This window comes from Jatrophihabitans endophyticus (assembly GCF_900129455.1).
GTDB lineage: Bacteria > Actinomycetota > Actinomycetes > Mycobacteriales > Jatrophihabitantaceae > Jatrophihabitans > Jatrophihabitans endophyticus.
The window spans coordinates 428,123-451,907 of sequence record NZ_FQVU01000001.1 but is presented as its reverse complement, the minus strand read 5'-3'; the positions used below and the strand labels follow the sequence as shown (position 1 = coordinate 451,907).

General features: G+C 71.7%; 17 protein-coding genes and 1 tRNA gene. 14 read left to right on the top strand and 4 right to left on the bottom strand.

The annotated features are described in order from the left end of the window. Positions 1-10: 10 nt before the first annotated feature. The 4 genes from BUE29_RS02080 to BUE29_RS02065 all read left to right on the top strand — a co-directional run bounded on the left by BUE29_RS02080 (position 11) and on the right by BUE29_RS02065 (position 4,537). Positions 11-1,003 carry a L,D-transpeptidase gene (locus tag BUE29_RS02080; RefSeq protein ID WP_143167933.1) on the top strand — a complete coding sequence of 331 codons (993 nt, stop codon included), beginning with the start codon at positions 11-13 and terminating at the stop codon, positions 1,001-1,003. Between the two features lie 114 nt (positions 1,004-1,117). Continuing rightward, positions 1,118-2,299, top strand: a complete 1,182-nt coding sequence (ftsY, locus tag BUE29_RS02075) for a signal recognition particle-docking protein FtsY (protein ID WP_073385275.1) — start codon at positions 1,118-1,120, stop codon at positions 2,297-2,299. A 10-nt stretch (positions 2,300-2,309) separates the two neighbouring features. Continuing rightward, complete coding sequence (gene tdh / locus BUE29_RS02070; RefSeq protein ID WP_073385272.1) at positions 2,310-3,356, top strand: L-threonine 3-dehydrogenase; 1,047 nt, start codon at positions 2,310-2,312, stop codon at positions 3,354-3,356. Then, the gene (locus BUE29_RS02065; protein WP_073385269.1) at positions 3,356-4,537 is read left to right on the top strand and encodes a glycine C-acetyltransferase; all 1,182 of its coding nucleotides are present in this window, start codon (positions 3,356-3,358) and stop codon (positions 4,535-4,537) included. Before tdh ends, BUE29_RS02065 begins: the two co-directional genes overlap by 1 nt. Before the next feature lie 3 nt (positions 4,538-4,540). On the opposite strand, the gene BUE29_RS02060 is transcribed toward BUE29_RS02065, so the two are convergent. Both BUE29_RS02060 and BUE29_RS02055 read right to left on the bottom strand, forming a co-directional pair. After that, a complete protein-coding gene (locus BUE29_RS02060) occupies positions 4,541-4,966 on the bottom strand; it encodes a VOC family protein (RefSeq protein WP_073385266.1) in 426 nt (141 codons plus the stop codon). A gap of 43 nt (positions 4,967-5,009) precedes the next feature. After that, on the bottom strand, positions 5,010-5,393 hold the full coding sequence (locus BUE29_RS02055) for a helix-turn-helix transcriptional regulator (protein WP_084180724.1): 384 nt from the start codon (positions 5,391-5,393) through the stop codon (positions 5,010-5,012). Between the two features lie 424 nt (positions 5,394-5,817). Between BUE29_RS02055 and BUE29_RS02050 the strand changes: the two genes are divergently transcribed. The 6 genes from BUE29_RS02050 (at position 5,818) to BUE29_RS02025 (ending at position 17,001) form a co-directional block, all read left to right on the top strand. Further along, positions 5,818-7,125 carry an ammonium transporter gene (locus BUE29_RS02050; protein WP_073386824.1) on the top strand — a complete coding sequence of 436 codons (1,308 nt, stop codon included), beginning with the start codon at positions 5,818-5,820 and terminating at the stop codon, positions 7,123-7,125. After that, the gene (locus tag BUE29_RS02045; RefSeq protein ID WP_073385262.1) at positions 7,122-7,460 is read left to right on the top strand and encodes a P-II family nitrogen regulator; all 339 of its coding nucleotides are present in this window, start codon (positions 7,122-7,124) and stop codon (positions 7,458-7,460) included. The genes BUE29_RS02050 and BUE29_RS02045 overlap by 4 nt, the downstream gene beginning before the upstream one ends. A gap of 25 nt (positions 7,461-7,485) precedes the next feature. Continuing rightward, on the top strand, positions 7,486-9,777 hold the full coding sequence (locus BUE29_RS02040) for a [protein-PII] uridylyltransferase (RefSeq protein ID WP_200800000.1): 2,292 nt from the start codon (positions 7,486-7,488) through the stop codon (positions 9,775-9,777). Positions 9,778-9,957: 180 nt separating this feature from the next. After that, positions 9,958-14,523, top strand: coding sequence for a glutamate synthase large subunit (gltB, locus tag BUE29_RS02035; RefSeq protein WP_073385258.1), 4,566 nt, complete (start codon positions 9,958-9,960; stop codon positions 14,521-14,523). Positions 14,524-14,696: 173 nt separating this feature from the next. Continuing rightward, on the top strand, positions 14,697-16,124 hold the full coding sequence (pyk, locus tag BUE29_RS02030) for a pyruvate kinase (protein WP_073385256.1): 1,428 nt from the start codon (positions 14,697-14,699) through the stop codon (positions 16,122-16,124). After that, on the top strand, positions 16,117-17,001 hold the full coding sequence (locus BUE29_RS02025) for an acyl-CoA thioesterase (RefSeq protein WP_073385254.1): 885 nt from the start codon (positions 16,117-16,119) through the stop codon (positions 16,999-17,001). The genes pyk and BUE29_RS02025 overlap by 8 nt, the downstream gene beginning before the upstream one ends. Before the next feature lie 2 nt (positions 17,002-17,003). Here BUE29_RS02025 and BUE29_RS02020 read toward each other — a convergent pair whose 3' ends face one another. Continuing rightward, positions 17,004-18,428: a pyridoxal-dependent decarboxylase gene (locus BUE29_RS02020; protein ID WP_200799999.1), complete on the bottom strand. Its 1,425-nt coding sequence runs from the start codon at positions 18,426-18,428 to the stop codon at positions 17,004-17,006. 41 nt (positions 18,429-18,469) lie between these two features. On the opposite strand from BUE29_RS02020, the gene BUE29_RS02015 reads away from it, so the two are divergent. Beyond that, complete coding sequence (locus tag BUE29_RS02015) at positions 18,470-20,098, top strand: metallophosphoesterase family protein (protein ID WP_143167932.1); 1,629 nt, start codon at positions 18,470-18,472, stop codon at positions 20,096-20,098. Positions 20,099-20,123: 25 nt separating this feature from the next. Here the strand turns inward: BUE29_RS02015 and BUE29_RS02010 are convergent. Next, positions 20,124-20,204 (bottom strand) — tRNA-Leu (locus BUE29_RS02010). 83 nt (positions 20,205-20,287) lie between these two features. Here BUE29_RS02010 and BUE29_RS02005 point away from each other — a divergent pair. The 3 genes from BUE29_RS02005 to BUE29_RS01995 all read left to right on the top strand — a co-directional run bounded on the left by BUE29_RS02005 (position 20,288) and on the right by BUE29_RS01995 (position 23,424). Continuing rightward, positions 20,288-20,914, top strand: a complete 627-nt coding sequence (locus BUE29_RS02005; protein WP_073385250.1) for an ANTAR domain-containing response regulator — start codon at positions 20,288-20,290, stop codon at positions 20,912-20,914. A 194-nt stretch (positions 20,915-21,108) separates the two neighbouring features. Continuing rightward, positions 21,109-22,323, top strand: coding sequence for a branched-chain amino acid ABC transporter substrate-binding protein (locus BUE29_RS02000; RefSeq protein ID WP_084180723.1), 1,215 nt, complete (start codon positions 21,109-21,111; stop codon positions 22,321-22,323). A gap of 120 nt (positions 22,324-22,443) precedes the next feature. Next, on the top strand, positions 22,444-23,424 hold the full coding sequence (locus BUE29_RS01995) for a branched-chain amino acid ABC transporter permease (RefSeq protein WP_073385246.1): 981 nt from the start codon (positions 22,444-22,446) through the stop codon (positions 23,422-23,424). The last annotated feature ends 361 nt before the right edge of the window (positions 23,425-23,785 follow it).

Here is a 23,785-nt window from a genome sequence, read left to right as displayed (position 1 = left end):
GGTGGACGCCGTGCCAGACACGAATCGCATGCGCTCCGGCCGTACCGCAGTGCTCTCCCTCGCCCTCGTCGCGGCCTTCGCGGCCGCCTGTTCCTCCGACAGCGGGAACGACGCGGACAAGAGCACGAGCAGCGCCGCCTCGCAGCCCGCGGCCTCGGGCTCGTCGTCGCAGAGCGCGTCCTCGCCGGCCGCGCCGTCCACCACGCCGGTGGCGAAGACGAAGGTCAAGGTCACGACGATCAACAGCGACGGCGTCTCCTACGGCGTCGGCATGCCGGTGATCGTCTACTTCTCCAAGAAGATCACCGACGCCAGGCAGTTCCAGGCGCAGACCAAGGTCACCGCCGACGGCAAGCCGCTGACCGCCGCCTGGTACTTCCAGTACTCCTCGGCCGGCAACGGGCCGATCGAGGCACAGCTGCGGCCCAAGGACTACTGGCCCGCGCACTCCAAGATCCACGTCGGCTTCCCCAAGGCGGGCACGTCGCTGGGCAAGAACTACGTCAGCGACGGCAAGCTCTCGTCGCTGGACTTCAAGATCGGCAAGCGGCAGATCGTCACCGTCGACAACTCGACGCACAAGGTGACGGTCGTGTCCGACGGGAAGCAGATCGGCACCTACCCGACCTCGCTCGGCGCGCCGAGCACCCCGACGAAGCGCGGCATCAAGGTCATCATGGAGAAGGGCCGCGACATCTCGATGAAGGGGCCGGGCTACTACGACGCCCACGTCAAGGACACCCAGCGGCTGACGTTCGGCGGCGAGTACCTGCACGCGGCGCCGTGGAACACCAGCAACATCCGTAACGGGGTCAACTCCTCGAACGGCTGCACGAACCTCATCCCCGGGGACGCGGAGACGTTGTACGGCGACCTGCACGTCGGCGACGTCGTGACCTTCCCGAACGCGACCGGCCCGAAGATGCAGATGGGCCAGGGCTACGGGCTGTGGAACGTCTCCTGGGGCGAGTACCAGACCGGCGGGCTCGTCCCCACCCGGTAGTCACACCAGCGTCGACACGGGGCCCTGCGCAGTGCGCGGGGCCCCGTCGTCGTTCCCCGGCTCCTCGGGCCCCGGGGTGTCCGCCGGTGCCGTCACGGCTGACAGGATGGTCGAGTGGTCTTCCTCATCATCGCGATAGCCGTCGTCCTCGTGGCCCTGCTGGCGACGGCGGCCCTCGTCGTGCCCCGGCGGCAGCGCCGCGTCTTCGACGACCTGCCGCCGTCGCACGACGGACTGACCGAGACCGAGCCGCCGCGCGGTCCCACGGTCGTGACCGCCGAGCCCGACGTGATCGAGGCGCCACAGCCGGCGCCGGAGACCGCGGCCGTCCCCGACGTCCCGACCGCCCCGCCGGTCGAGACGCCCGAGCCCACCGCCGGCCGGCTCACCCGGCTGCGGGCGCGCCTCGCGCGGTCGCAGAACGCCCTGGGCCGCGGCCTGCTCTCGGTGCTGTCGCGCGAGAACCTCGACGACGACGCGTGGGACGAGGTCGAGGAGTCCCTCCTCGGCGCCGACGTCGGCGTCGCGGCCACCACCGAGATCGTCGAGCGGCTGCGCACCCGCACCAAGGTGCTCAACACCCGCTCGGCCGGCGAGCTGCGGGCCCTGCTCGCCGACGAGCTGGTCACCGCGCTGCAGCCCGACCTCGACCGCACGCTGCGCAGCACGCCCACCGGCGACCGGCCCGCGGTCGTGATGGTCGTGGGCGTCAACGGCACCGGCAAGACCACGACCTGCGGCAAGCTCGCGCGAGTGCTGGTCGCCGACGGGCGCACGGTCCTGCTCGGCGCCGCCGACACCTTCCGCGCCGCCGCCGCCGACCAGCTGCAGACCTGGGGGTCGCGCGTCGGCGCCGAGACGGTCCGCGGCCCCGAGGGCGGCGACCCGGCGAGCGTCGCGTTCGACACCGTGAAGCAGGGCACCGAGGCCAAGGTCGACACCGTGCTCATCGACACCGCCGGCCGGCTGCACACCAAGGTCGGTCTCATGGACGAGCTCGGCAAGGTCAAGCGCGTCGTGGAGAAACAGGGGCCGGTCGACGAGACGCTGCTCGTCCTCGACGCGACCACCGGCCAGAACGGCCTGGTGCAGGCGCGGGTCTTCACCGAGGTCGTCGACGTCACCGGGATCGTGCTCACCAAGCTGGACGGCACGGCCAAGGGCGGCATCGTCATCAGCGTGCAACGCGAGCTCGGCGTGCCGGTGAAGCTCGTCGGCCTCGGCGAGGGCGCCGACGACCTCGCGCCGTTCGAGCCCGAGCAGTTCGTCGACGCCCTGCTCGGCGAGCCCGAGTGACGCGAGCGCGATGAAGGCCCTGTTCAAGCCGGCCGCGGCCCCCGGTCTCGAGCTCACCGAGCGGCCCGAACCCACCGTCGGCGCGGCGGACGTGCTGGTGCGCGTCCTGCGCACCGGCATCTGCGGGACCGACCTGCACATCGAGCAGTGGGACGCGTGGGCCGCCGGCGCGGTGAACGCGCCGCTCGTGCCGGGTCACGAGTTCTGCGGCGAGGTGGTCGAGGTCGGCCCGGCCGTGCGCGACGTGCGCGTCGGCGACCTCGTCAGCGGCGAGGGACACGTCGTCTGCGGCACCTGCCGCAACTGTCGCGCCGGTCGCCGTCACCTGTGCATCCGCACGTCGTCGGTGGGCGTCGACCGCGACGGTGCGTTCGCCGAGTACGTCGCGCTGCCCGAGTCCAACGTGTGGGTCCACGCCGCACCGACGGACGGCGCCGGGATCGACCCCGACCTCGGCGCGATCTTCGACCCCTTCGGCAACGCGGTGCACACCGCGCTGTCCTTCCCGCTCGTCGGCGAGGACGTCCTCATCACCGGCGCGGGGCCGATCGGGCTGATGGCCGCCGCCGTGGCGCGCCACGTCGGCGCACGGTTCGTCGTGGTCACGGACGTGTCGCCGTACCGCCTCGACCTCGCCCGGCGCATGGGCGTCGACCTGGCGCTCGACGTCTCGCGCGACTCGATCGCGACGACGCAGCACACGCTCGGCATGGTCGAGGGCTTCGACGTCGCCCTGGAGATGAGTGGTCACCCGTCGGCGCTGCCCGACGTCATCGCCAATCTCAACCACGGCGGTCGCATCGCGATGCTCGGGCTGCCCAGCGCGCCGATCGAGATCGACTGGGCCCGCGTCGTCACGCACATGATCACCATCAAGGGCATCTACGGGCGGGAGATGTTCGAGACCTGGTACGCCATGAGCGCGATGCTGCGCTCGGGTCTCGACATCGGCGCCGTCATCACGCACCGTTTCCCGGCAGGGGACTGGGCCGAGGCGTTCGCCACCGCGCGCGGGGCGCGGTGCGGCAAGGTCGTGCTCGACTGGACGGAGGTCTGATGTACGGATCGGTCGGCGCGCAGCTGCGCACCACGCTGGACGAGATACGCGACGCCGGGTTGTACAAGCACGAGCGGCAGCTGGCCTCGCCGCAGTCGGCGCACGTGCGCGCCGGCGGGGCGGACGTCCTCAACTTCTGCGCCAACAACTACCTCGGTCTGGCCGACCATCCCGCGGTGATCGCCGCCGCGCGGGGTGCGCTTTCCGAGTGGGGATTCGGCATGGCGAGCGTCCGCTTCATCTGCGGGACGCAGACCCAGCACGCCGAGCTGGAGCAGCGGCTGTCGACGTTCCTCGGCACCGAGGCCACGATCCTGTTCTCGTCGTGCTTCGACGCCAACGGCGGCGTCTTCGAGGTGCTGCTCGACGAGCGCGACGCGGTCATCAGCGACGAGCTCAACCACGCCTCCATCATCGACGGCATCCGGCTGTGCAAGGCGCAGCGGCTGCGCTACCGCAACCGCGACATGGCCGACCTCGAGGCGCAGCTCGTGGCCGCGGCCGGGGCGCGTCGCCGGCTGGTCGTCACCGATGGCGTGTTCTCGATGGACGGCTACCTCGCGCCGCTCGACGAGATCTGCGACCTCGCCGAACGGCACGACGCGCTCGTCATGGTCGACGACTCGCACGCCGTCGGCTTCGTCGGACCCGACGGCGCGGGCACTCCGGACCTCTTCGGCGTGCAGGACCGCGTCGACATCAACACCGGCACGCTCGGCAAGGCGCTCGGGGGCGCGTCGGGCGGGTACGTGAGCGCCCGGGCCGAGATCGTCGAGCTGCTGCGCCAGCGGGCGCGGCCCTACCTGTTCTCCAACGCGCTCGCGCCGTCGGTCGTGGCCGGCTCGCTGGCCGCGCTCGACCAGGTCACCGGTGGGGGCGGCGAGCGGGACACGCTGCGGGCCAACGCGGCGCGGTTCCGCCGGCTCATGACCGAGGCGGGGTTCGAGCTGCTGCCCGGCGAGCACCCGATCGTCCCCGTCATGTTCGGGGACGCCGCCCGCGCCGCCCGCATCGCCGACACCATGCTCGACCACGGCGTGTACGTCATCGCCTTCAGCTACCCGGTCGTCCCGCAGGGGCGGGCGCGCATCCGCGTGCAGCTCTCGGCCGCGCACACCGGCAGCGACATCGAACGCTGCGTCGCCGCCTTCACCGCCGCCGCGGCCGCGCACCCCGCCTGACGGTCAGTCGCCCGCCGGCGGCCCGGCCGGCTGCACGATGCGGAAGTGGTTGCCGAACGGGTCGCGTGCCCCGCAGTCGACGCCGTAGGGCTGCTGCGTCGGTTCCTGCGTGAACTCGACGCCGCGTGCCTTGAGGGTCTCGTAGGTCTGGCGGCAGTCGTCGGTGGTCAGGCCGAAGGAGAACCCGGTAGCACCCTTGGTGACGAGGTCGCGGACCTGCGCGGCGCTGGTCTCGTCCAGGGATGGCGGGCCGGCGAGCTCGAGAAAGATCTCGCGACCGGGGTCGCCGGGCACCCGGACGGTGAGCCAGCGCATCGGCCCGAAGTCCATGTCGGCGCCGACCTCGAGGCCGAGCGTGTCGACGTAGAACTGCTTGGCCTGCTCCTGGTCGAGGACGAACACGTGCGAGATGTTGATCGAGTTCCACATGGCGCGGTTGGCTCCCTGTCGGTCGTTGCTGACGTCGCTGACGCTAGGGCTCCGAGGCCGCCGCGTGCTTCTCCGAAACTGCTCGGCTGCTCGGCCGGGTCCAGGAGAGGGCGAAGCAGGTCGGCACCGGCTGCTGCGTCGCGGGTCGGGCCGCCCGGTAGTCGCTCGGCGACGTGCCGACGACGTCGCGGAACGTCCGGCTGAACGTCCCCAGACTGGCGAAGCCGACGGCGACGCAGATGCCGGTCACCGGGTCGTCGGTCGTCCGCAGCAGGAACATCGCCCGTTCGACGCGACGCCGCTGCAGGTAGCGGTGCGGCGTCTCGCCGAACGTCTGCTTGAAGCTGCGGCTGAAGTGGGCCGGGGAGACGTGGGCGACGGCCGCCAACGCCGCGACGTCCAACTCGTCGGCGAAGCAGCGGTCCATGACGTCGCGGGCCCGCAGCAGCGCCCGGTTCGAGCGCTGCCGCGGCGTGGTCACGCGCCGATCCTGCCAGTCGTCCGCGACCGGCGATCTGCCGTTCGACTGGCGACTTCGTCTCGCGACTGGCGATCTTCCGCTCGACTGGCGAGCTACAGCTCGCCAGTCGAGTGATAAGTCGCCAGTCGACGGGGTGACGGCCGCGGCGGCGGTAACGGGCATCTCGGGCATAGTCCGCGCTGAGCGGTCCCCGGACGTAGTGACGTGCGCCGTGTTACGCGCCTGAAACACCACCGGCGGTTCGAGGAAACGTGCGACGCCGAGAGTGCAGAGCGATCGATGGGCCGCGACGGGTCGCTGGGGCGACGGCGGTGCGCGGACCCACAAGGCCAACTCTGGTGGAGGTTTGGTGGACGGCTATTACGCCTTCATGATCGTCGCGACGCTGCTCGTGCTCATGATGACCACCCCGGCGCTCGCGTTCTTCTACGGCGGGATGTCGCGGTCCAAGTCCGTGCTCAACATGATGATGATGTCGTTCGTGTCGATGGGCGTCGTCGGCATCGTCTACGTGTTGTGGGGCTGGTCGGAGTCGTTCGGCGACGGGTTCAGCGGCGACGGCAAGCTCTTCGCCAACCCGTTCACGCTCTTCGGGCTCAAGGACGTCACGCCCGACAACTACATCTTCGTGATGTTCCAGCTGACCTTCGCCGCGATCACGGCGGCGCTCATCAGCGGCGCGGTCGCCGACCGGGTCAAGCTGTCGAGCTGGATCGTGTTCCTGCCGTTCTGGGTGACGCTGTCGTACTTCCCGCTGGCGCACATGGTCTTCGGCGGCGGCTACATCGGCAGCACGATCGGCGCGCAGGACTACGCCGGCGGCACCGCGGTGCACATCAACGCCGGTGTGGCCGGCCTGGTGCTCGCGCTCATCGTCGGCAAGCGGGTCAACTGGCCGCGCGACCCGATGCGCCCGCACAACCTGACGCTGACGATGCTCGGTGCCGGGCTGCTGTGGGTCGGTTGGTACGGCTTCAACGTCGGCTCGATCGTGCTCGGCAACGTCTTCGGCGAGTCGGCATCGGGCGACAAGGCCAACATCGCCCAGTTCGTGTCCGAGACCGGCCGCACCTTCCTCAACACCACCATCGCCACCATGGCCGCGATGCTCGGCTGGCTGCTCGTCGAGCGCATCCTGCACAAGAAGGCGTCCGCCCTCGGCGCGGCGTCGGGCATCGTGGCCGGTCTGGTCGCCATCACCCCGGCGTGCGGTGCGGTCGACCTCGTCGGCGCGATCTGCATCGGCGCCATCGCCGGCGGCGTCTGCGCGTGGGCGGTCAGCCTGAAGTTCAAGCTCGGCTTCGACGACTCGTTCGACGTCGTGGGCGTCCACCTCGTCGGCGGCATCATCGGCACCGTCCTCATCGGCCTGTTCTCGGTCAAGGCGGGCGCCGGCGGCGTGGACGGGCTGTTCCACGGCGGCGGCCTCGCCTCGCTCGGTGACCAGGCGGCCGGCGCGGGCATCGCGATCCTGTGGTCGGGCGTCGCGACCGCGATCATCGGCTTCGCGATCAAGTTCACGATCGGCTGGCGCATCACCGACGAGGAGGAGGTCGACGGCATCGACTTCGCCGAGCACGGCGAGTCCGCCTACGATCTCGACGGTCGCTCCGCCGGCATCCCGGGTACGGGCACCACGACCGCAGCCACGATCAGCAAGGAAGGGGCCCTCGCGTGAAGCAGATCACCGCAGTCGTCAAGCCGTTCAAGTTGGACGACGTGAAGGCGGCACTCGAGGTCCTGGGGGTCCAGGGCCTCACGGTGAGCGAGGTGCAGGGCTTCGGCCGGCAGCGCGGGCACACCGAGGTCTACCGCGGCGCGGAGTACACCGTCGACTTCGTGCCCAAGGTCAAGATCGAGGTCATCGTCGCCGAGACCGACGTCGACAAGCTCGTGAGCGCGATCGTCGAGGCGGCCCGGACGGGCAAGATCGGCGACGGCAAGGTCTGGGTCACGCCGGTCGAAGGGCTCGTGCGGGTGAGGACGGGAGAGCGCGACGCCGACGCGATCTGACAATCTGGGCGAGCTCCGGGCCGGCGTGCTGCGCCGGCCCGGACTCGTCGGTGCCCGGCTGCGCCACGAGCTCTCCGACACCGTCGACGGCTGGCTCCGGCCGCTGCTGGCCGACAGACCGGGGCTGGCGCTCGTCGCGGTGGGCGGCCTGGGGCGCCGGGAGCCGGCGCCGTACTCCGACCTGGACCTCGTGCTGCTGCACGACGGCGGAGTCGCCGGACTGGGCGACGTCGCGGACGCCGTCTGGTACCCGGTCTGGGACAGCGGCGTCAGCCTCGACCACTCGGTACGCACGCCGGACCAGGCGGTGGCGGTGGCCCGGACCGACCTCAAGGCGCTGCTCGGCCTGCTCGACATCCGTCACATCGCGGGCGACGCCGGCCTGACCGGCCAGGTCCGCTCGGCGGTGCTCGACGTCTGGCGCGCCACCGCGGTGAAACGGATGCCCGAACTGCGCGAGATCTCGCGGGAGCGGTGGGCGATCGCGGGCGAGGCCGCGTACCTGCTCGAGCCGAACCTCAAGGAGTCCCGCGGCGGCCTGCGCGACGCGCAGGCGCTGCACGCGCTCGCCGCGGCGCAGCTCGTCGACTACCCGGTCTGGGTGCGCGAGGCCTACCCGGTGTTGCTCGACGTGCGCGGCGAGCTGCACCGGCTGACCGGTCGCGCCGAGGACGTCCTGCGCCAGCAGGAGCACGACGGCGTCGCGACGGCGCTCGGCCTCACCGACACCGACACCGGGGTCGCGGTCGAGCAGGCCCGCGACCAGCTGCTGCGCCGCGTCAACGAGGCGGCGCGCTCCATCGCGCACGCCGTGGACGTGGCGTGGCGACGCGTCGGATCGGCACCGGGGGCGTCGCGACCCCGCCGGCGGCTGTTCGGCCAGCGTTCGTCCGGGCCGGAGCGGATCGGCCTGGCCAAGGACGTCGTCGCCCAGGACGGCGAGGTCGTCCTCGCCCGCGACGCCGACCCCTGGGCCGACCCGGGGCTCGTGCTGCGGGTCGCGCGCGCCGCCGCCGAGAACGACCTGCCGATCGCGCCGTTCGCCCTCGAACGGCTGGCCTCGGAGTCGGCGCCGCTGCCCGCACCCTGGCCGAGCGCCGCCCTGGGGGACCTGCTGGCCGTGCTCGGCACCGGCCGTCGCGCGATCGGGGTGCTGGAGGCGCTCGACCAGGCCGGCCTGCTCGTCGCCCTGATCCCGGAGTGGGACGCCGTGCGCTGCCGGGCCCAGCGCGACCCGGTGCACCGCTACACCGTCGACCGTCACCTGCTGGAGTGCGCCGCGGCGGCCGCCGAGCGCGACGACGAGGTGGAACGGCCGGACCTGCTCGTCCTCGGCGCGCTGCTGCACGACATCGGCAAGGGCTACCCGGGCGGCGACCACTCGGTGACCGGCGCCGTCCACGCCGAGACGATCGCGCGGCGGCTGGGGTACGCGGGAGCGGATCTCGACGTCCTCGTCGGGCTGGTGCGCCATCACCTGTTGCTGCCGCACACCGCGACCCGCCGCGACCTCGACGACCCGATGACGATCACCATCGTCCGCGAGTCCGTCGACGACTCGCTCGACCTGCTCGACCTGCTGCTCGTGCTGACGCGCGCCGACGCGGCCGCCACCGGGCCGGGCGCCTGGAGCGAGTGGCGCGGCCGGCTGGTCGACGAGCTCGTCGAGCGGACCCGCGCGGCGATCGGCGGCCGGCGCGCACCCGAGGTCAGCCCGCTCGACGACGAGCGGCGTGCGCTCGCCGAGGCGGGCGCCCTGGCCGTCGTGGTCACCGGGGACGAGGTCGTGGTGGCGGCGGCCGACACCCCGGGCACGCTGTACCGCACCGCCGGCGTGCTCGCCCTGCACTCGCTCGACGTCCGGGAGGCCTCGATCGCCACCCACGCCGGCATGGCGGTGAACCGCTTCGTGGTGCACCCGCGTTTCGGGCAGCTGCCCGACCCGGCCCGCGTCCGCCAGGACCTCGCGGTCGCGATGCGCGGCGAGCTCGGCCTCGCCGACAAGCTGCGGCAGAAGGAGGAGACGTACTCGCGCCGTGCTCCGGGCGAGCCCCGCCGGCGTCCGACGATGCTGTGGTTCGACGACTCCGCCGACGCCACGGTCCTCGAGTTCCGCGGCGAGGACGAGATCGGCCTGCTGAGTCGCATCACCGCCGCTCTGGAGGCCGCCGGGCTCGACATCCGCGCCGCCCGCGTGTCGTCGCTGGCCGGCGTCGTCGTGGACGCGTTCTACGTGACCGACCGCGAGGGCAAGCAGATCCCCGAGCACGACCGCCCCGGCATCGAGGCACAGCTACGGGCGGCATGGCCACGGTGAGCGGTGCCGCGGTGAGCGATGCCGCGGCGAGCGGTGCCGCGGTGATCCGGTAGGACGGGCGGCGCTGGTACCCGCGCGAAACCTGGCGGTAACCTGGGAGCCGCTCCACCGGGCCGACGTCGTCCCTTCCGCCGAAGCCCCGCCCGCGCACCCCGCGCGGGTACGGCCTTCACGCACCGAATGACGGGAGTTTGCGTGCGCAGCCTCTTCTCCGCCGTGCCCGAAGCGCAGGGCCTGTACGACCCGCGGTTCGAGCACGACGCCTGCGGTGTCGCGTTCGTCGCCGACATCCACGGCCGCCGGTCGCACCGCATCGTCGAGCAGGCGCTGACCGCGCTGCACAACCTCGATCACCGCGGCGCCGCGGGCGCCGAGCCGTCCTCCGGCGACGGCGCGGGGATCACCGTCCAGGTGCCCGACACCTTCCTGCGCGAGGTCTGCGAGTTCGCACTGCCCGCCGCGGGCGCGTACGCCGTCGGCAACGTCTTCCTGCCCACCGACGACGAGGAGCGGGCCCGCACCGTCGAGCTCGTCGAGGCGGTCGCCACCGGCGAGGGTCTCACCGTCCTGGGCTGGCGTGAGCTGCCCACCGTCACCGCCGAGCTCGGGTCGACGGCCAAGAGCGTGATGCCCGCCTTCGCGCAGCTGTTCGTGCGCGGCGCCGACGGCGCGCACGGGTTGGAGCTCGAGCGGCGCGCCTATGCCCTGCGCAAGGTTGCCGAGCGGCGCGCGCGCGAGGCCCAGGTCGAGCTGTACTTCCCGTCGCTGTCGACGCGCACCCTCGTCTACAAGGGCATGCTCACGACCGACCAGCTCGGCACGGTCTTCCCCGACCTCGGCGACCCGCGCTTCGACAGCGCCATCGGCCTGGTGCACAGCCGCTTCTCGACGAACACGTTCCCGTCGTGGCCGCTCGCCCACCCGTACCGCTACATCGCGCACAACGGCGAGATCAACACCATCCGCGGCAACCGCAACTGGATGCGCACCCGCGAGGCGCTGCTGAAATCCGACCTCATCCCCGGCGAGCTCAAGCGGCTGTTCCCGATCTGCACGCCGGACGCGAGCGACTCGGCGACCTTCGACGAGGTGCTCGAGCTGCTGCACCTGGGTGGCCGCTCGCTGCCGCACGCGGTGCTGATGATGATCCCGGAGGCGTGGGAGAACAACCCGGACATGCCCGTCGACCGGCGGGCGTTCTACGAGTTCCACGCCAACGTCATGGAGGCGTGGGACGGCCCGGCGTGCGTGAGCTTCACCGACGGCAGCGTCATCGGCGCCGTCCTCGACCGCAACGGGTTGCGCCCCGGACGCTGGTGGCAGACCGCCGACGGGCTGGTGGTGCTCGGCAGCGAGTCCGGCGTGCTCGATCTCGAGCCCGCCACGGTGGTGGCCAAGGGCCGCCTGCAACCGGGGCGGATGTTCCTCGTCGACACCGAGCGGGGCGAGATCCGCGACGACGACGCCGTCAAGGGCGAGCTCGCCGCGCAGCACCCGTACGGCGAGTGGCTGCACGCGGGGCTCGTCCAGCTCGACGAGCTGCCGCCGCGCGAGCGCACCGTCTTCACCCACGAGTCGGTCGTGCGCCGCCAGCAGATCTTCGGGTACTCCGAGGAGGAGCTGCGCGTCCTCATCTCGCCGATGGCCAAGGCCGCCGCGGAACCCATCGGGTCGATGGGCACCGACACGCCGGTGGCGGTGATGTCCAAGCGCCCCCGGCTGCTGTTCGACTACTTCAGCGAGCTGTTCGCGCAGGTCACGAACCCGCCGCTCGACGCGATCCGCGAGGAGCTCGTCACCTCGCTGGCCGGCGGCATCGGCCCCGAGCTCAACCTGCTCGATCCCGGCCCGGCGTCGTGCCGGCAGATCGTCATCCCGCGGCCGGTCATCGACAACGAGGAGCTCGCCAAGATCTGGCACGTCAACGCCGACGGCGACATGCCCGGCTTCCGCTGCCAGCTGATCGACGGCCGGTACCGGGTGCACGGCGGCGGTGAGGCCCTCGCGGCCGCGCTGGAACGGGTCCGCCGCGAGTGTTCGGCCGCAGTCGAGGCCGGCGTGCGGATCCTCATCCTCTCCGACCGCGACTGCGACCCCGACCACGCGCCGATCCCGTCGCTGCTGCTCACCTCGGCCGTCCACCAGCACCTGGTGCGCACCGGCCAGCGCACGCAGGCGGGGCTGGTCGTCGAGACCGGCGAGGCCCGCGAGGTGCACCACATCGCGCTGCTCGTCGGGTACGGCGCCGCGGCGGTGAACCCGTATCTCGCCTTCGAGACCATCGACGACCTCGTCGGCTCGGGGCTCATCGAGGGCGTCACCGCCGACAAGGCGATCGGCAACTACGTCAAGGCGCTGAGCAAGGGCGTGCTCAAGGTGATGTCCAAGATGGGCATCTCGACGATCCAGAGCTACACCGGTGCGCAGGTCTTCGAGGCGTTCGGCCTCGCGCAGCCGCTGGTGGACGAGTTCTTCGGCGGCACGCCGTCCCGCCTGGGGGGCATCGGCCTGACCGAGATCGCCGCCGAGGTCGAGAAGCGGCATGAGTCGGCCTACCCGCTCGTCGACACCTCGCGCGCCCACCGGCGCCTCGAGGTCGGCGGCGAGTACCAGTGGCGCCGCGAGGGCGAGCTGCACCTGTTCAACCCCGAGACGGTCTTCCTGCTGCAGCACGCCACCCGCTCACGGCAGTACGAGGTGTTCCAGCAGTACGCCGACACCGTCGACCGCCTCAACCGCGAGGGCGGGACGCTGCGGGGCCTGTTCGAGTTCAAGCGCGGTGTGCGCGAGCCCGTGCCGGTGGACCAGGTCGAGCCGGTCTCGTCGATCGTCACCCGGTTCGCGACGGGCGCGATGTCCTACGGCTCGATCTCGGCCGAGGCGCACGAGACGCTCGCCATCGCGATGAACCGCCTCGGCGGCCGCTCGAACAGCGGCGAGGGCGGCGAGGACGCGCGGCGCTTCACCCCCGACGCCAACGGCGACTCGCGGCGCTCGGCGGTCAAGCAGATCGCGTCCGGCCGCTTCGGCGTCACCAGCCACTACCTCGTGAACGCCGACGACCTGCAGATCAAGATCTCGCAGGGCGCGAAGCCGGGCGAGGGCGGCCAGCTGCCCGGCTACAAGGTCTACCCGTGGATCGCCCGCACCCGGAACTCCACGCCGGGCGTGGGGCTGATCTCGCCGCCGCCGCACCACGACATCTACTCCATCGAGGACATCGCCCAGCTCATCCACGACCTCAAGAACGCGAACCCGCAGGCGCGGGTGCACGTCAAGCTCGTCTCCGAGGCGGGCGTGGGCACCGTGGCCGCCGGCGTCTCGAAGGCCCACGCCGACGTCGTGCTCATCTCCGGCCACGACGGCGGCACCGGCGCGGCGCCGCTGACCTCGCTCAAGCACGCCGGCCTGCCGTGGGAGCTCGGGTTGGCCGACACACAGCAGACGCTGCTGCTCAACGGGCTGCGCGACCGGATCACCGTCCAGGTCGACGGTGCGATGAAGACGGGCAAGGACGTCGTCGTGGCCGCCCTGCTCGGCGCCGAGGAGTACGGCTTCGCGACGTCACCGCTGATCGTGTCGGGCTGCATCATGATGCGCGTCTGCCACCTCGACACCTGCCCCGTCGGCGTCGCGACGCAGAACCCGGTGCTGCGGGAGCGTTTCACCGGCAAGCCCGAGTTCGTGGTGACGTTCTTCGAGTTCATCGCCCAGCAGGTCCGCGAGCTGCTCGCCTCGCTCGGGTTCCGGTCGCTGGACGAGGCCATCGGGCACGTCGACCTGCTGGACACCGCGAAGGCGATCGACCACTGGAAGGCCGACGGGCTCGACCTCACCCCGATCCTGAGCGTGCCGGCCAACCCGTACCGCCAGACGCTGACCCGTTCCCGCGAGCAGGACCACGGCCTCGACGCCGCCCTGGACAACACGTTGATCCAGCTGTGCGAAGGCGCGTTGCTCGACGGCTCACCGGTCACGCTGGAGCTGCCGGTGCGCAACGTCAACCGCACCGTCGGCACGATGCTGGGTTCGCTCGTGTCGCGGCGCTACGGGGCCGCCGGCCTCCCCGACGGCACCATCGACGTGACGTTCCGCGGCTCGGGCGGCCAGTCGTTCGGCGCCTTCGTGCCGCGGGGCATCACGCTGCGGCTCTTCGGTGACACCAACGACTTCGCCGGCAAGGGACTGTCCGGCGGCGTCGTCGCGATCCGGCCGGACGAGGCGGCGCCCTTCGTCGCCGAGGACAACGTGGTCGCGGGCAACGTCATCGCCTACGGCGCGACGGGCGGGGAGATCTACCTGCGCGGCGTCGTGGGGGAGCGGTTCTGCGTCCGCAACTCGGGGGCGACGGTGGTGGCCGAGGGAGTGGGCGATCACGCGCTCGAGTACATGACCGGCGGCACCGCGGTGATCCTCGGTGCCACCGGCCGCAACCTGGGCGCCGGGATGTCCGGCGGCTGGGCCTACGTGCTCGACCTCGACCCGCGCATCGTCAACCGTGAGCTCGTGGACCTCGCCGACGTGCCGGCCGACGAGGCCGACCGCCTGCGCGGGATCGTCGAGGCGCACGTGGCGTACACCGACTCACCGGTCGCGGCGGCGCTGCTCGCCGACTGGCCGGCCGCCGTCGCGCGGTTCACCGCGGTCGTCCCGCGGGACTTCCGCAAGGTCCTCGAGGCCACCCGGCGCGCCGAGGAGCTCGGCGAGGACGTCGACGAGGCCGTCATGGCGGCCGCGAAGTCCTAGGCCCGTCCCGTTGACTGGCGACTTCGCAGCCGACTGGCGACCTATAGGTCGCCAGTCGGCGCGTAGGTCGCCAGTCGGCCGAACAGGTCGCCAGTCGCGGGTGTGCGAGTCCGACAAGCCGCGACCCGAGGCGTTGGCTGCGGCGCCGGGGCGCGAGCCCCTACGCTAGGAGTGTGATCCGGCACGCCAAGATCGTCTGCACGCTCGGTCCGTCGACCGACACCCCCGAGCGGGCGCGCGCGCTCGTGGAGGCCGGCATGGACGTGGCGCGCCTCAACTTCAGCCACGGCGTGCACGCCGACCACGGCCGCCGCTTCCACGAGGTGCGCGAGGCGGCCCGGGCCGCGGGGCGCAACGTGGCGGTGCTCGCCGACCTGCAGGGTCCCAAGATCCGACTCGGCCGCTTCGCCGACGGGCCGGTCACCTGGGCGACGGGCGAGCGCATCCGCGTCACCGTGGAGGACTGCGTGGGCACCCACGACCGGGTCTCCACCACCTACAAGAACCTCGCCGCCGACGTCCGCCCCGGCGACCGGCTGCTCGTGGACGACGGCAACGTCGCGCTGATCGCGGTCGACGTCGAGGACGGCACCGACGTCGTGTGCGACGTCGCCGAGGGCGGGGTCGTCAGCGACAGCAAGGGCCTGTCGCTGCCCGGCGTGGATGTCAGCGTGCCGGCGATGTCGGACAAGGACGCCGAGGACCTCGAGTTCGCGCTGCGGCTCGGCGTCGACTTCGTCGCGCTGTCCTTCGTGCGCAACCCCGAGGACGTCAAGCTCGTCCACAAGGTCATGGACGAGGTCGGCGTCCGGGTGCCGGTGATCGCGAAGCTGGAGAAGCCCGAGGCCGTCGACCGGCTCGAGGAGGTCGTCCTCGCCTTCGACGGCATGATGGTCGCCCGCGGCGACCTCGGCGTCGAGATGCCCCTGGAGCAGGTGCCGGTGGTGCAGAAGCGGGCGGTGCAGATCTGCCGCGACAACGCCAAGCCGGTCATCGTCGCGACGCAGATGCTCGAGTCGATGATCACGCACTCGCGCCCGACCCGCGCCGAGGCCTCCGACGTCGCCAACGCGGTGATCGACGGCGCCGACGCCGTGATGCTCTCGGGCGAGACCAGCGTCGGCAAGTACCCGGTGCAGGCGGTCGCGACGATGAGCCGCATCATCCGCTCGGTCGAGGCGTCCGGCCCGCGGGCCGGCGGGCTGCAGCACATCCCGCGCACGTCCGGCGGTGCGATCGTGAAGGCGGCCAAGGACATCGGCGACTCGCTCGGCGCGGTGGCGCTGGTGGCGTTCACGCAGACCGGCGACACCGCCCGCCGCCTCTCGCGGCTGCAGCCGTCGCAGCGGCTGCTCGTGTTCACGCCGCTCGAGACCGTGCAGCGGCAGATGGCGCTGCTCTGGGGCGCCGAGGCCCACCTGGTGTGGACGGTCAACACCACCGACGACATGGTCCGCCAGGTCGACTCCGCTCTCGTCAGCCGCGGCGTGTGCCATCCGCACGATCTCGTCATCGTCGTGGCGGGGACGCCGCCGTCGACGCCCGGTGCCACGAACACCATCCGCGTCCACCACATCGGGGACGTCCTGCGTCATGACTGACGGCCTGCAGGGGCAGGCGGCGGTCGACTCGCTGGTGACGTTGCTCGACCTGGAGCGGATCGAGCGCGACATCTTCCGCGGCCAGAGCGTGCGGACGCGGTGGATGCGGGTGTTCGGCGGTCAGGTGGCCGGGCAGGCGCTCGTCGCGGCGGGCCGGACGGTCGACCCCGACCGGCACGTGCACTCGCTGCACTCGTACTTCATCCGGGCGGGCGACTCCGCGAAGCCCATCGTGTACGAGGTCGACCGCGTGCGCGACGGCCGGTCGTTCAGCGTTCGCCGGGTGATCGCCAAGCAGGACGGTCACGTCATCTTCTCGCTGTCGGCGTCGTTCCAGCTGGTGCAGGACGGCATCGACCACCAGTCGACGATGCCCGAGGTGCCGACGCCGGACGCGCTGCCGCCGCTGCTCAACCGTTTCGGCGACTGGCCCGAGGCGGTCGACCAGTGGCGGGAGATGCCCAAGCCGATCGACCTGCGATGGGTGGACGACCCCACCTGGGTGCAGCGGGCGAAGGGTCCGCGCGACGGCGACAGCCGGGTGTGGATGCGGGCCGACGGTGAGCTGCCGGACGACCCGCTGCTGCACGTCTGCGTGCTGACCTACGCCTCGGACATGACGCTGCTCGACTCGGTGATGGCGCGCCACGGGCTCGCCGTCGGTCTCGACGACGTGTCGCTCGCCTCGCTCGACCATGCGATGTGGTTCGAGCGGCCGTTCCGCGCCGACCGCTGGCTGCTGTACAGCACGCACTCGCCGTCGGCGTCGGGTGGGCGTGGGCTCGCGTCGGGTCGCTTCTTCGCCGAGGACGGGGTGCAGGTCGCGAGCGTCGTCCAGGAGGGGATGGTCCGGGTCCGCCCCGGAACGGCCGGCTGAGGTCAGGCCCGCGCCCGCAGCAGCTCCCAGGCCGCGCGCACGTGCCGCTGCTCGGTCCACGGCGAGCCGATCGCCAGACGCAGCGCCGTCGTGCCGTCGACGACCGTGTGGGTCAGGTACATCTCGCCCGAGCCGTTGACGGCGTCCATCAGGGCCCGGGTGGCGTCGTCCCCGGCGCGCAGCCGGAAGGTCACGAGCGACAGCGACGGCGGCGCGACCAGCTCGAACCGATCGTCCGTCCTCACCCATGTCGCGAACTCGGCCGCCAACGCCACATGTTTGCGCACATGTGCGCGAAGCCCCTCGCCGCCGTAGCAGCGGATCACGGCCCAGAGCTTGAGGGCGCGGAACCGGCGTCCCAGCGGCACCTGCCAGTCGCGGTAGTCGACGACGGCGCCGGAGTCGGTCGCGGCGTTGCGCAGGTACTCGGGCAGGATCGACAGCGCACCGACAAGGGCGGTCCGATCGGCGACCCAGAAGGCGTCGCAGTCGAAGTTGGTCAGCAGCCACTTGTGCGGGTTGGTGGCGTACGAGTCGGCGGCATCGAGGCCGTCGTTGAGCCAGTGCAGCTCCGGGACCACCGCGGCGACCCCGGCCCACGCGGCGTCGACGTGCAGCCACGCACCGGCCTCGTGAGCGATGGCGGCGAGCTCCGCGACGGGGTCGACGGCGCCCACGCCGGTCGTCCCGATCGACGCCACGACGAGGACGGGAACGACGCCCGCCGTGCGGTCCGCGTCGATCAGCGCGCGCAGCCGGTCCGGTCGGGCCCGCAACGTGCGGGGATCGGTGTCCACGAGCCGCAGCGAGTCGGAACCGAGGCCGGCGATCCGGCAGGCCTTCGCGACCGAGGAGTGGGTCTGCTCGGAGGTGTACACGGCGAAGCGCCCGCCGGCGACCCCCTCGTGCTCGCTGCGGCCGTCGGTGACGCGGTGCAGGGCGGCCAGCAGCGCGACCAGCGCGGCGTCCGACGCGCTGTGCTGGATCACCCCGCCCCCGGCGCCGTCGGACCGGAACCGGTCCGGCAGGTCCAGCAGGGTGGCCAACCAGTCGAGGACGTGGGTCTCGAGCTCGGTCGCGGCGGGGGAGGTGGCCCAGAGCATCCCCTGCACGCCGAGGCCGGCCGCCAGCAGGTCGCCGAGGATCGACGGGCCGCTGACGTTCGCCGGGAAGTACGCGAAGAACGACGGGTGCTGCCAGTGGGTGACGCCGGGCAGGATGCGCGTCTCGATGTCGGCGAGGACGTCGGCGAAGGGCTCGCCGACCTCGGGGGGATCGGCCGGCAGCGCGGCCCGGACGTCGCCGGGGCCGACCTGGGACAGGACCGGGAAGGACTCCAGCCGCTCGTGGTAGTCGGCGATCCAGTCGATCACCGCGTGGCCCTGACGGCGGAACTCCGCCGCGCTCATGTGCGGGACGTCGCTCACGCCGGCGAGCGTAACCAGCGGCGCTCGGTACCGTCGGTCCGGTGGCGGGCGCACGAGTACCCCAGGTCGGCCGCGTCACCCGGCGTGTGCTCGCCGTGCTGCTGCTCGCGGTCGTGGGCGCGGTCCTCGGACTGATCGGCGGCGTCGTGACGCCGGCCCACGTCGAGATCGCGGGCAGCGACACCCGGGTCTGGCTCGAACCGGGCGAGACGGTCGACCGGATCGGCGTGACCGGGCTCGTGACGCTCACCCGCGCGTCGTCGCGCACGCTCGCCGGCGAGCCGGTCGGCGTCCGTGCCGTCATCGACTTCGACGCCGCGCAGCTCGTGAGCAACGGCAGGCTCAACACCGACGTGGTGCCGGCCTACGTCGCCGCCTACAGCGATCCCGAGCAGCTCGTCAGCGACGTGCGCCACGAGCTGATCTGGCACCTCGTGCGCTGGGTCGTCGGGGGCGCCGTCGCGGTGCTGCTCGTGACCGGGGCGTGGTGGTGGTACCGGCGGTGGCGGAGGTCCTTCGACCACACGCACGATCCGGACGGCGCGGCGCGGGCCACGAGCCGGGCCTACCGCCGCCCCGAGCGGACGTGGACGGTACGGATCGCCGGGGCGCTCGTCGTCGTCCTCGTCGTCGCGCTGGTGCCGTCGGGGCGGGCTCACCTGCCCGCGCCGCGCCGGGTGGTCGGCAATCCCGTCCTCGCGGGCACGCCGCTGGCCGACGTCGAGGTCTCCGGGCTGCTCAGCCCGGCCCTGGTCGCGGCGCGCAATTACATCCGGACCTACGCCGGCCAGACCGACGCCTACTACGACACGCTGCGCGATCGGCTGCTCGCGCGCCTCGACACGGGGACCGTCACGCTGCCGGTCGGTACAGCGGGCCAGGACGTCGCCTCGTTCGGCTTCGTCGCCGACCGGCACTGCAACATCGGGATGGACCGCGTGACGGTCGCGCTGCTGCGCCGCCTCGGCGTGCACACCCTGGTCAGTGCCGGCGACGACGCGTTCAGCGGGTCCTTCGCCTTCGAGTCGGTGTGCACCCGCAACCTGGCGCAGCAGTCGCGCCGCGCCGACATCACCGACGTGATGGTCGGCGGCAACCACGACTCGCCACGGACCGTCCGTGACGAGCGGGACCAGGGCATGAAGACGCTCGAGAAGGACGTCGTCGAGACCGACGGGCTGCGCTTCGTCGGCAGCCCGGACCCGCGCACCAGCCGCTACGGCGAGGGGATCCGGCCCGCCACCGCCGCGGGGCGCACCCGCGCCCTGGACCAGCAGGCCCAGGGCATCGCGCGTGTCGCGTGCTCGGCGACCGCGCCGCTGATCGCGGTCGCCCACGACCCGACGGTCGGCGAGCAGGTGCTGCGCGACGGCTGCGGCAAGGTCACGCTCGCCCTCGACGGCCACACCCACCAGCAGGCGGGGCCGGAGAGCGTGCCGCTGACCGGCGGCGGCGAGGGGAGCCAGTTCACCGGGGGCTCGGCCGGCGGCGCGCCGGGGGAGGCGGCGGTCGACCGGACCTTCGCCTCCAGCCTGACCGTCGGCCCGCTGCACCACGACGCCTTCGTCTACGTCGTCGGCGTCGACCGGAAGTCCGGCGCGCTCGTGGGGATCACCGAGTTCCGCTTCACGCCCGACCAGCAGATCTCGATCGTCCAGGACGTCGGCTGACCGGACGGCCGCGCCGTCCGTTCGGTGCCCCCGGTGGGATTCGAACCCACACGCCTTTCGGCAACGCCTTTTGAGGGCGCCATGTCTCCCGTTCCATCACAGGGGCGTAGTGCGACCGAAACAATACCGTCGCTACGCTGATCACTCGCACTCGTCGCCAACGTTGTCGGCTGATCGGAGACGCTCGAGATGGCAGCCTCGCCCGCCGGATCCCCGTCACAGCTCGGGCTCCGCGTCCTGATCGCCGAGGACGAGGCGTTGATCCGCCTCGACCTGCGCGAGATGCTCGAGGAGGAGGGGCTCGACGTCGTCGGCGAGGCGGCCGACGGCGAGCAGGCCGTCGCCCTCGCGAGCGAGCTCGACCCCGACCTGGTCATCTGCGACATCAAGATGCCCAAGATGGACGGCATCGCCGCGGCCGCGCAGATCACCGAGGCGCGCATCGCGCCCGTCGTCATGCTCACTGCGTTCAGCCAGCGCGATCTCATCGAGCGCGCGCGCGACGCCGGTGCGATGGCCTACCTCGTCAAGCCGTTCCAGAAGCGCGACCTCCTCCCGGCCATCGAGATGGCGACCTCGCGCTTCGCCGAGATGCGGGCGCTCGAGACCGAGGTCACCGGGCTCAAGGACCGCCTCGAGGCGCGCAAGCTGATCGAGCGGGCGAAGGGCGCGTTGATGACCGAGCACGGCATGTCCGAGCCCGAGGCCTTCCGCTGGATCCAGCGCGCCGCCATGGACAACCGCCGTCCGATGAAGGTCGTCGCCGAGCTCGTCCTGGGTGGCGACACCACCCAGGAGCCGGTTACCGCGGAGTAACCGGACAAATCCCCTCGGCCGTCGGTGGAGATTTGGTCACGACGCGGACGAGGGCCGTTCGGCTAGGTTCCGAGCACCCGCATGATCGGCTAACGTCCCGCCAACCGGCTGCGCCACCGGCGCGCGCCGACGAAACATGTCTCGAAGCCCTCACAGGAGGCTCAGCAGTGCGACGACGACTGACAACTGCGGTGGTGGCGTTCACCGCCGGCACCCTGGCTCTGGCCGGATGTTCCAGCAAGGGTGGTGACACCAGCAGCGACACCGCGGCCGCCCCGTCGGGTGGCACGAGCAGCTCGAGCTCCAGCAGCTCGGCGCCGGCGGCGACCGCGCTCAAGCCGGTCCTGCCCGCGGGCGACGGCAAGGCGAAGTGCGCCAGCGGCCTGAGCCTCGCCTACATCGGCACCATCAACGGCGACAGTGCGGCCCTGGGCCAGGCGATCCGCAATGGTGCCAAGCTCGCCGTCGACCAGCACAACGCCGCCAACCCCGGCTGCAAGGTCGGCTTCAAGCAGTTCGACTCCGAGGGCTCACCGGACAAGGCGCCGGGTGTCGTCACCCAGGCGATCAACTCCAAGGACATCATCGGTGTCGTCGGCCTGCCGTTCTCCGGCGAGTCGAAGGCGGTCGGCAAGGCGTTCAACAGCGCCGGTCTGGTCACCATCACGCCGTCGGCCACCAACCCCGGCCTGTCCCAGAACGGCTGGAAGACCTTCTTCCGCGCGCTCGGCAACGACGCGTCGCAGGGCCCCGCCGCCGCCAAGTTCATCTCCGACGACCTGAAGGCCAGCAAGGTCTGCGTCATCCAGGACGACTCCGAGTACGGCACCGGCCTCGGCGCCGCGGTCAAGAAGGCGCTCGGCTCGAAGGTGACCTGCACCGACGACGTCAAGACCAAGCAGACCGACTTCTCGGCCACGGTCAACAAGGTTGTCGGCGCGCAGCCGGACGCCGTCTTCTATGCCGGGTACTACCCGGAGGCGGGGCCGCTCGCCCAGCAGCTGAAGCAGCAGGGCTACCAGGGCAAGTTCGTCGCGCCGGACGGCACGAAGGACCCGGAGTTCATCAAGGCTGCCGGTCAGTCCGCCGCGCAGGGCGCGTACTTCACCTGCCCGTGCGTCCCGGCCGACGCCGCCGCGAAGTTCGCGTCGGAGTACAAGAAGGCCTACGGCACCGAGCCGCAGACCTACTCCTCCGAGGCCTACGACGCCGCGACCATCCAGCTCGCGGGCATCGACAAGGGCAACACCACCCGCGCCAAGCTGCTCACCTGGGTCAAGGGTTACGACGCCGACGGCATCACCAAGCACTACAAGTTCGCTGCCGACGGAGAGCTCTCCGGCACCGTGGCCATCTGGTCCTACGTGGTCAAGGGCAACGAGATCGTCAAGTACAAGCAGCTCTCGTAAGACCGTGATGTTCCGCTCCGGCCCGGGTGACCCCCGGGCCGGAGCGATCGCACGACACCTCACCGCTCGCGACACCCGCAGGAGCCCCGCCCCTTGAGCTCGACTCTCGCCGTCACGCCGATGGCCGTGGACTGGATCGGCTTCGACACGTCGGCGTTCGTCGACCTGTTCTGGCCGAACACCGTCCAGGGCCTCGCCTTCGGATCCGTCTACGCCCTCATCGCCATCGGCTACACCCTGGTCTACGGCGTGCTGCGCCTGATCAACTTCGCGCACTCCGAGGTGTTCATCACCGGCTCGTTCGCGGCCTACGCGACACTGCGCCTCACCGGCTTCGAGCCCGGCGTCGTGCCGGGGGGTGTGTCCGGGTTCGAGATCGCGCTCTACGCGATCCTCGCGGTCGCGGTCGCCGCGCTCGCATCCGGTGGAACCGCCCTGGTGGTCGAGCGGGTGGCCTACCGTCCCCTGCGCGGGCGCAACGCGCCGCCGCTGGTCTTCCTGATCACGGCCATCGGCGCCTCGCTGGTCATCCAGCAGCTGTACTTCAACTTCGTCGGTCAGAACGCGCAGCCGGCGCTGTTCGTGGTTCAGCAGAACGTGCAGTTCAACCTGTTCTCCGCGCCGGTCACCAACGTGCAGATACTGCTCTTCGTCGCCGCGATCGTCCTGATGTTCGCCGTCGACCTGTTCATCCGCACGACGCGTCTCGGCCGCGGCATCCGGGCCGTCGCGCAGGACCCGACGACCGCGACCCTGATGGGCGTCAACCGCGAGCGCGTCTTCATGCTCACCTTCGTCATCGGCGGCATCGTCGCGGGCATCGGCGCGGCGTTGTACATGATGTACCGCCCGGCGACTGTCCTCTACAACGGCGGCTTCCTGCTCGGCATCAAGGCGTTCGTGGCCGCCGTCCTCGGCGGCATCGGCAATCTGCGCGGGGCGCTGCTCGGCGGGATGATCCTGGGTCTCGCAGAGAACTACGGACAGACGCTCTTCGGGGGTCAGTGGAAGGACGTCGTGGCGTTCGTGCTGCTGATCGTCATCCTCATGTTCCGACCGACCGGCATTCTCGGCGAGTCGATGGGACGGGCCCGCGTATGACCACCACCCTGCCCGGACCGTCCACTCCGACGGCGCACGCCGAACGCCCGTTGCCCGCGACTGCCGCCGTCGGGACGGCGTTCGCCGGCGTCGTCGCCGTGCTGATGGTGCTGGCCGGCCTCAACTTCCTCGCGCAGCACCCGGTCTACGAGGGCGGCAAGGCCGCCATCGAGGCCACCGGCGGCACGCTGGAGTTCGTTCTCGACGGGGTGAGCTCGCTACTCGCGGCGGCCCTGCTGGTGTGGGGCGCCGTCCTGCTGCGTCGAGGCGTTCCCAAGGGGCGCCAGGCGATCATCGTCGGCAGCGTCATCGCCATCATCGTCATGTTGCTCTGGCTCGGTCGCATCCAGGCGGCCACGGC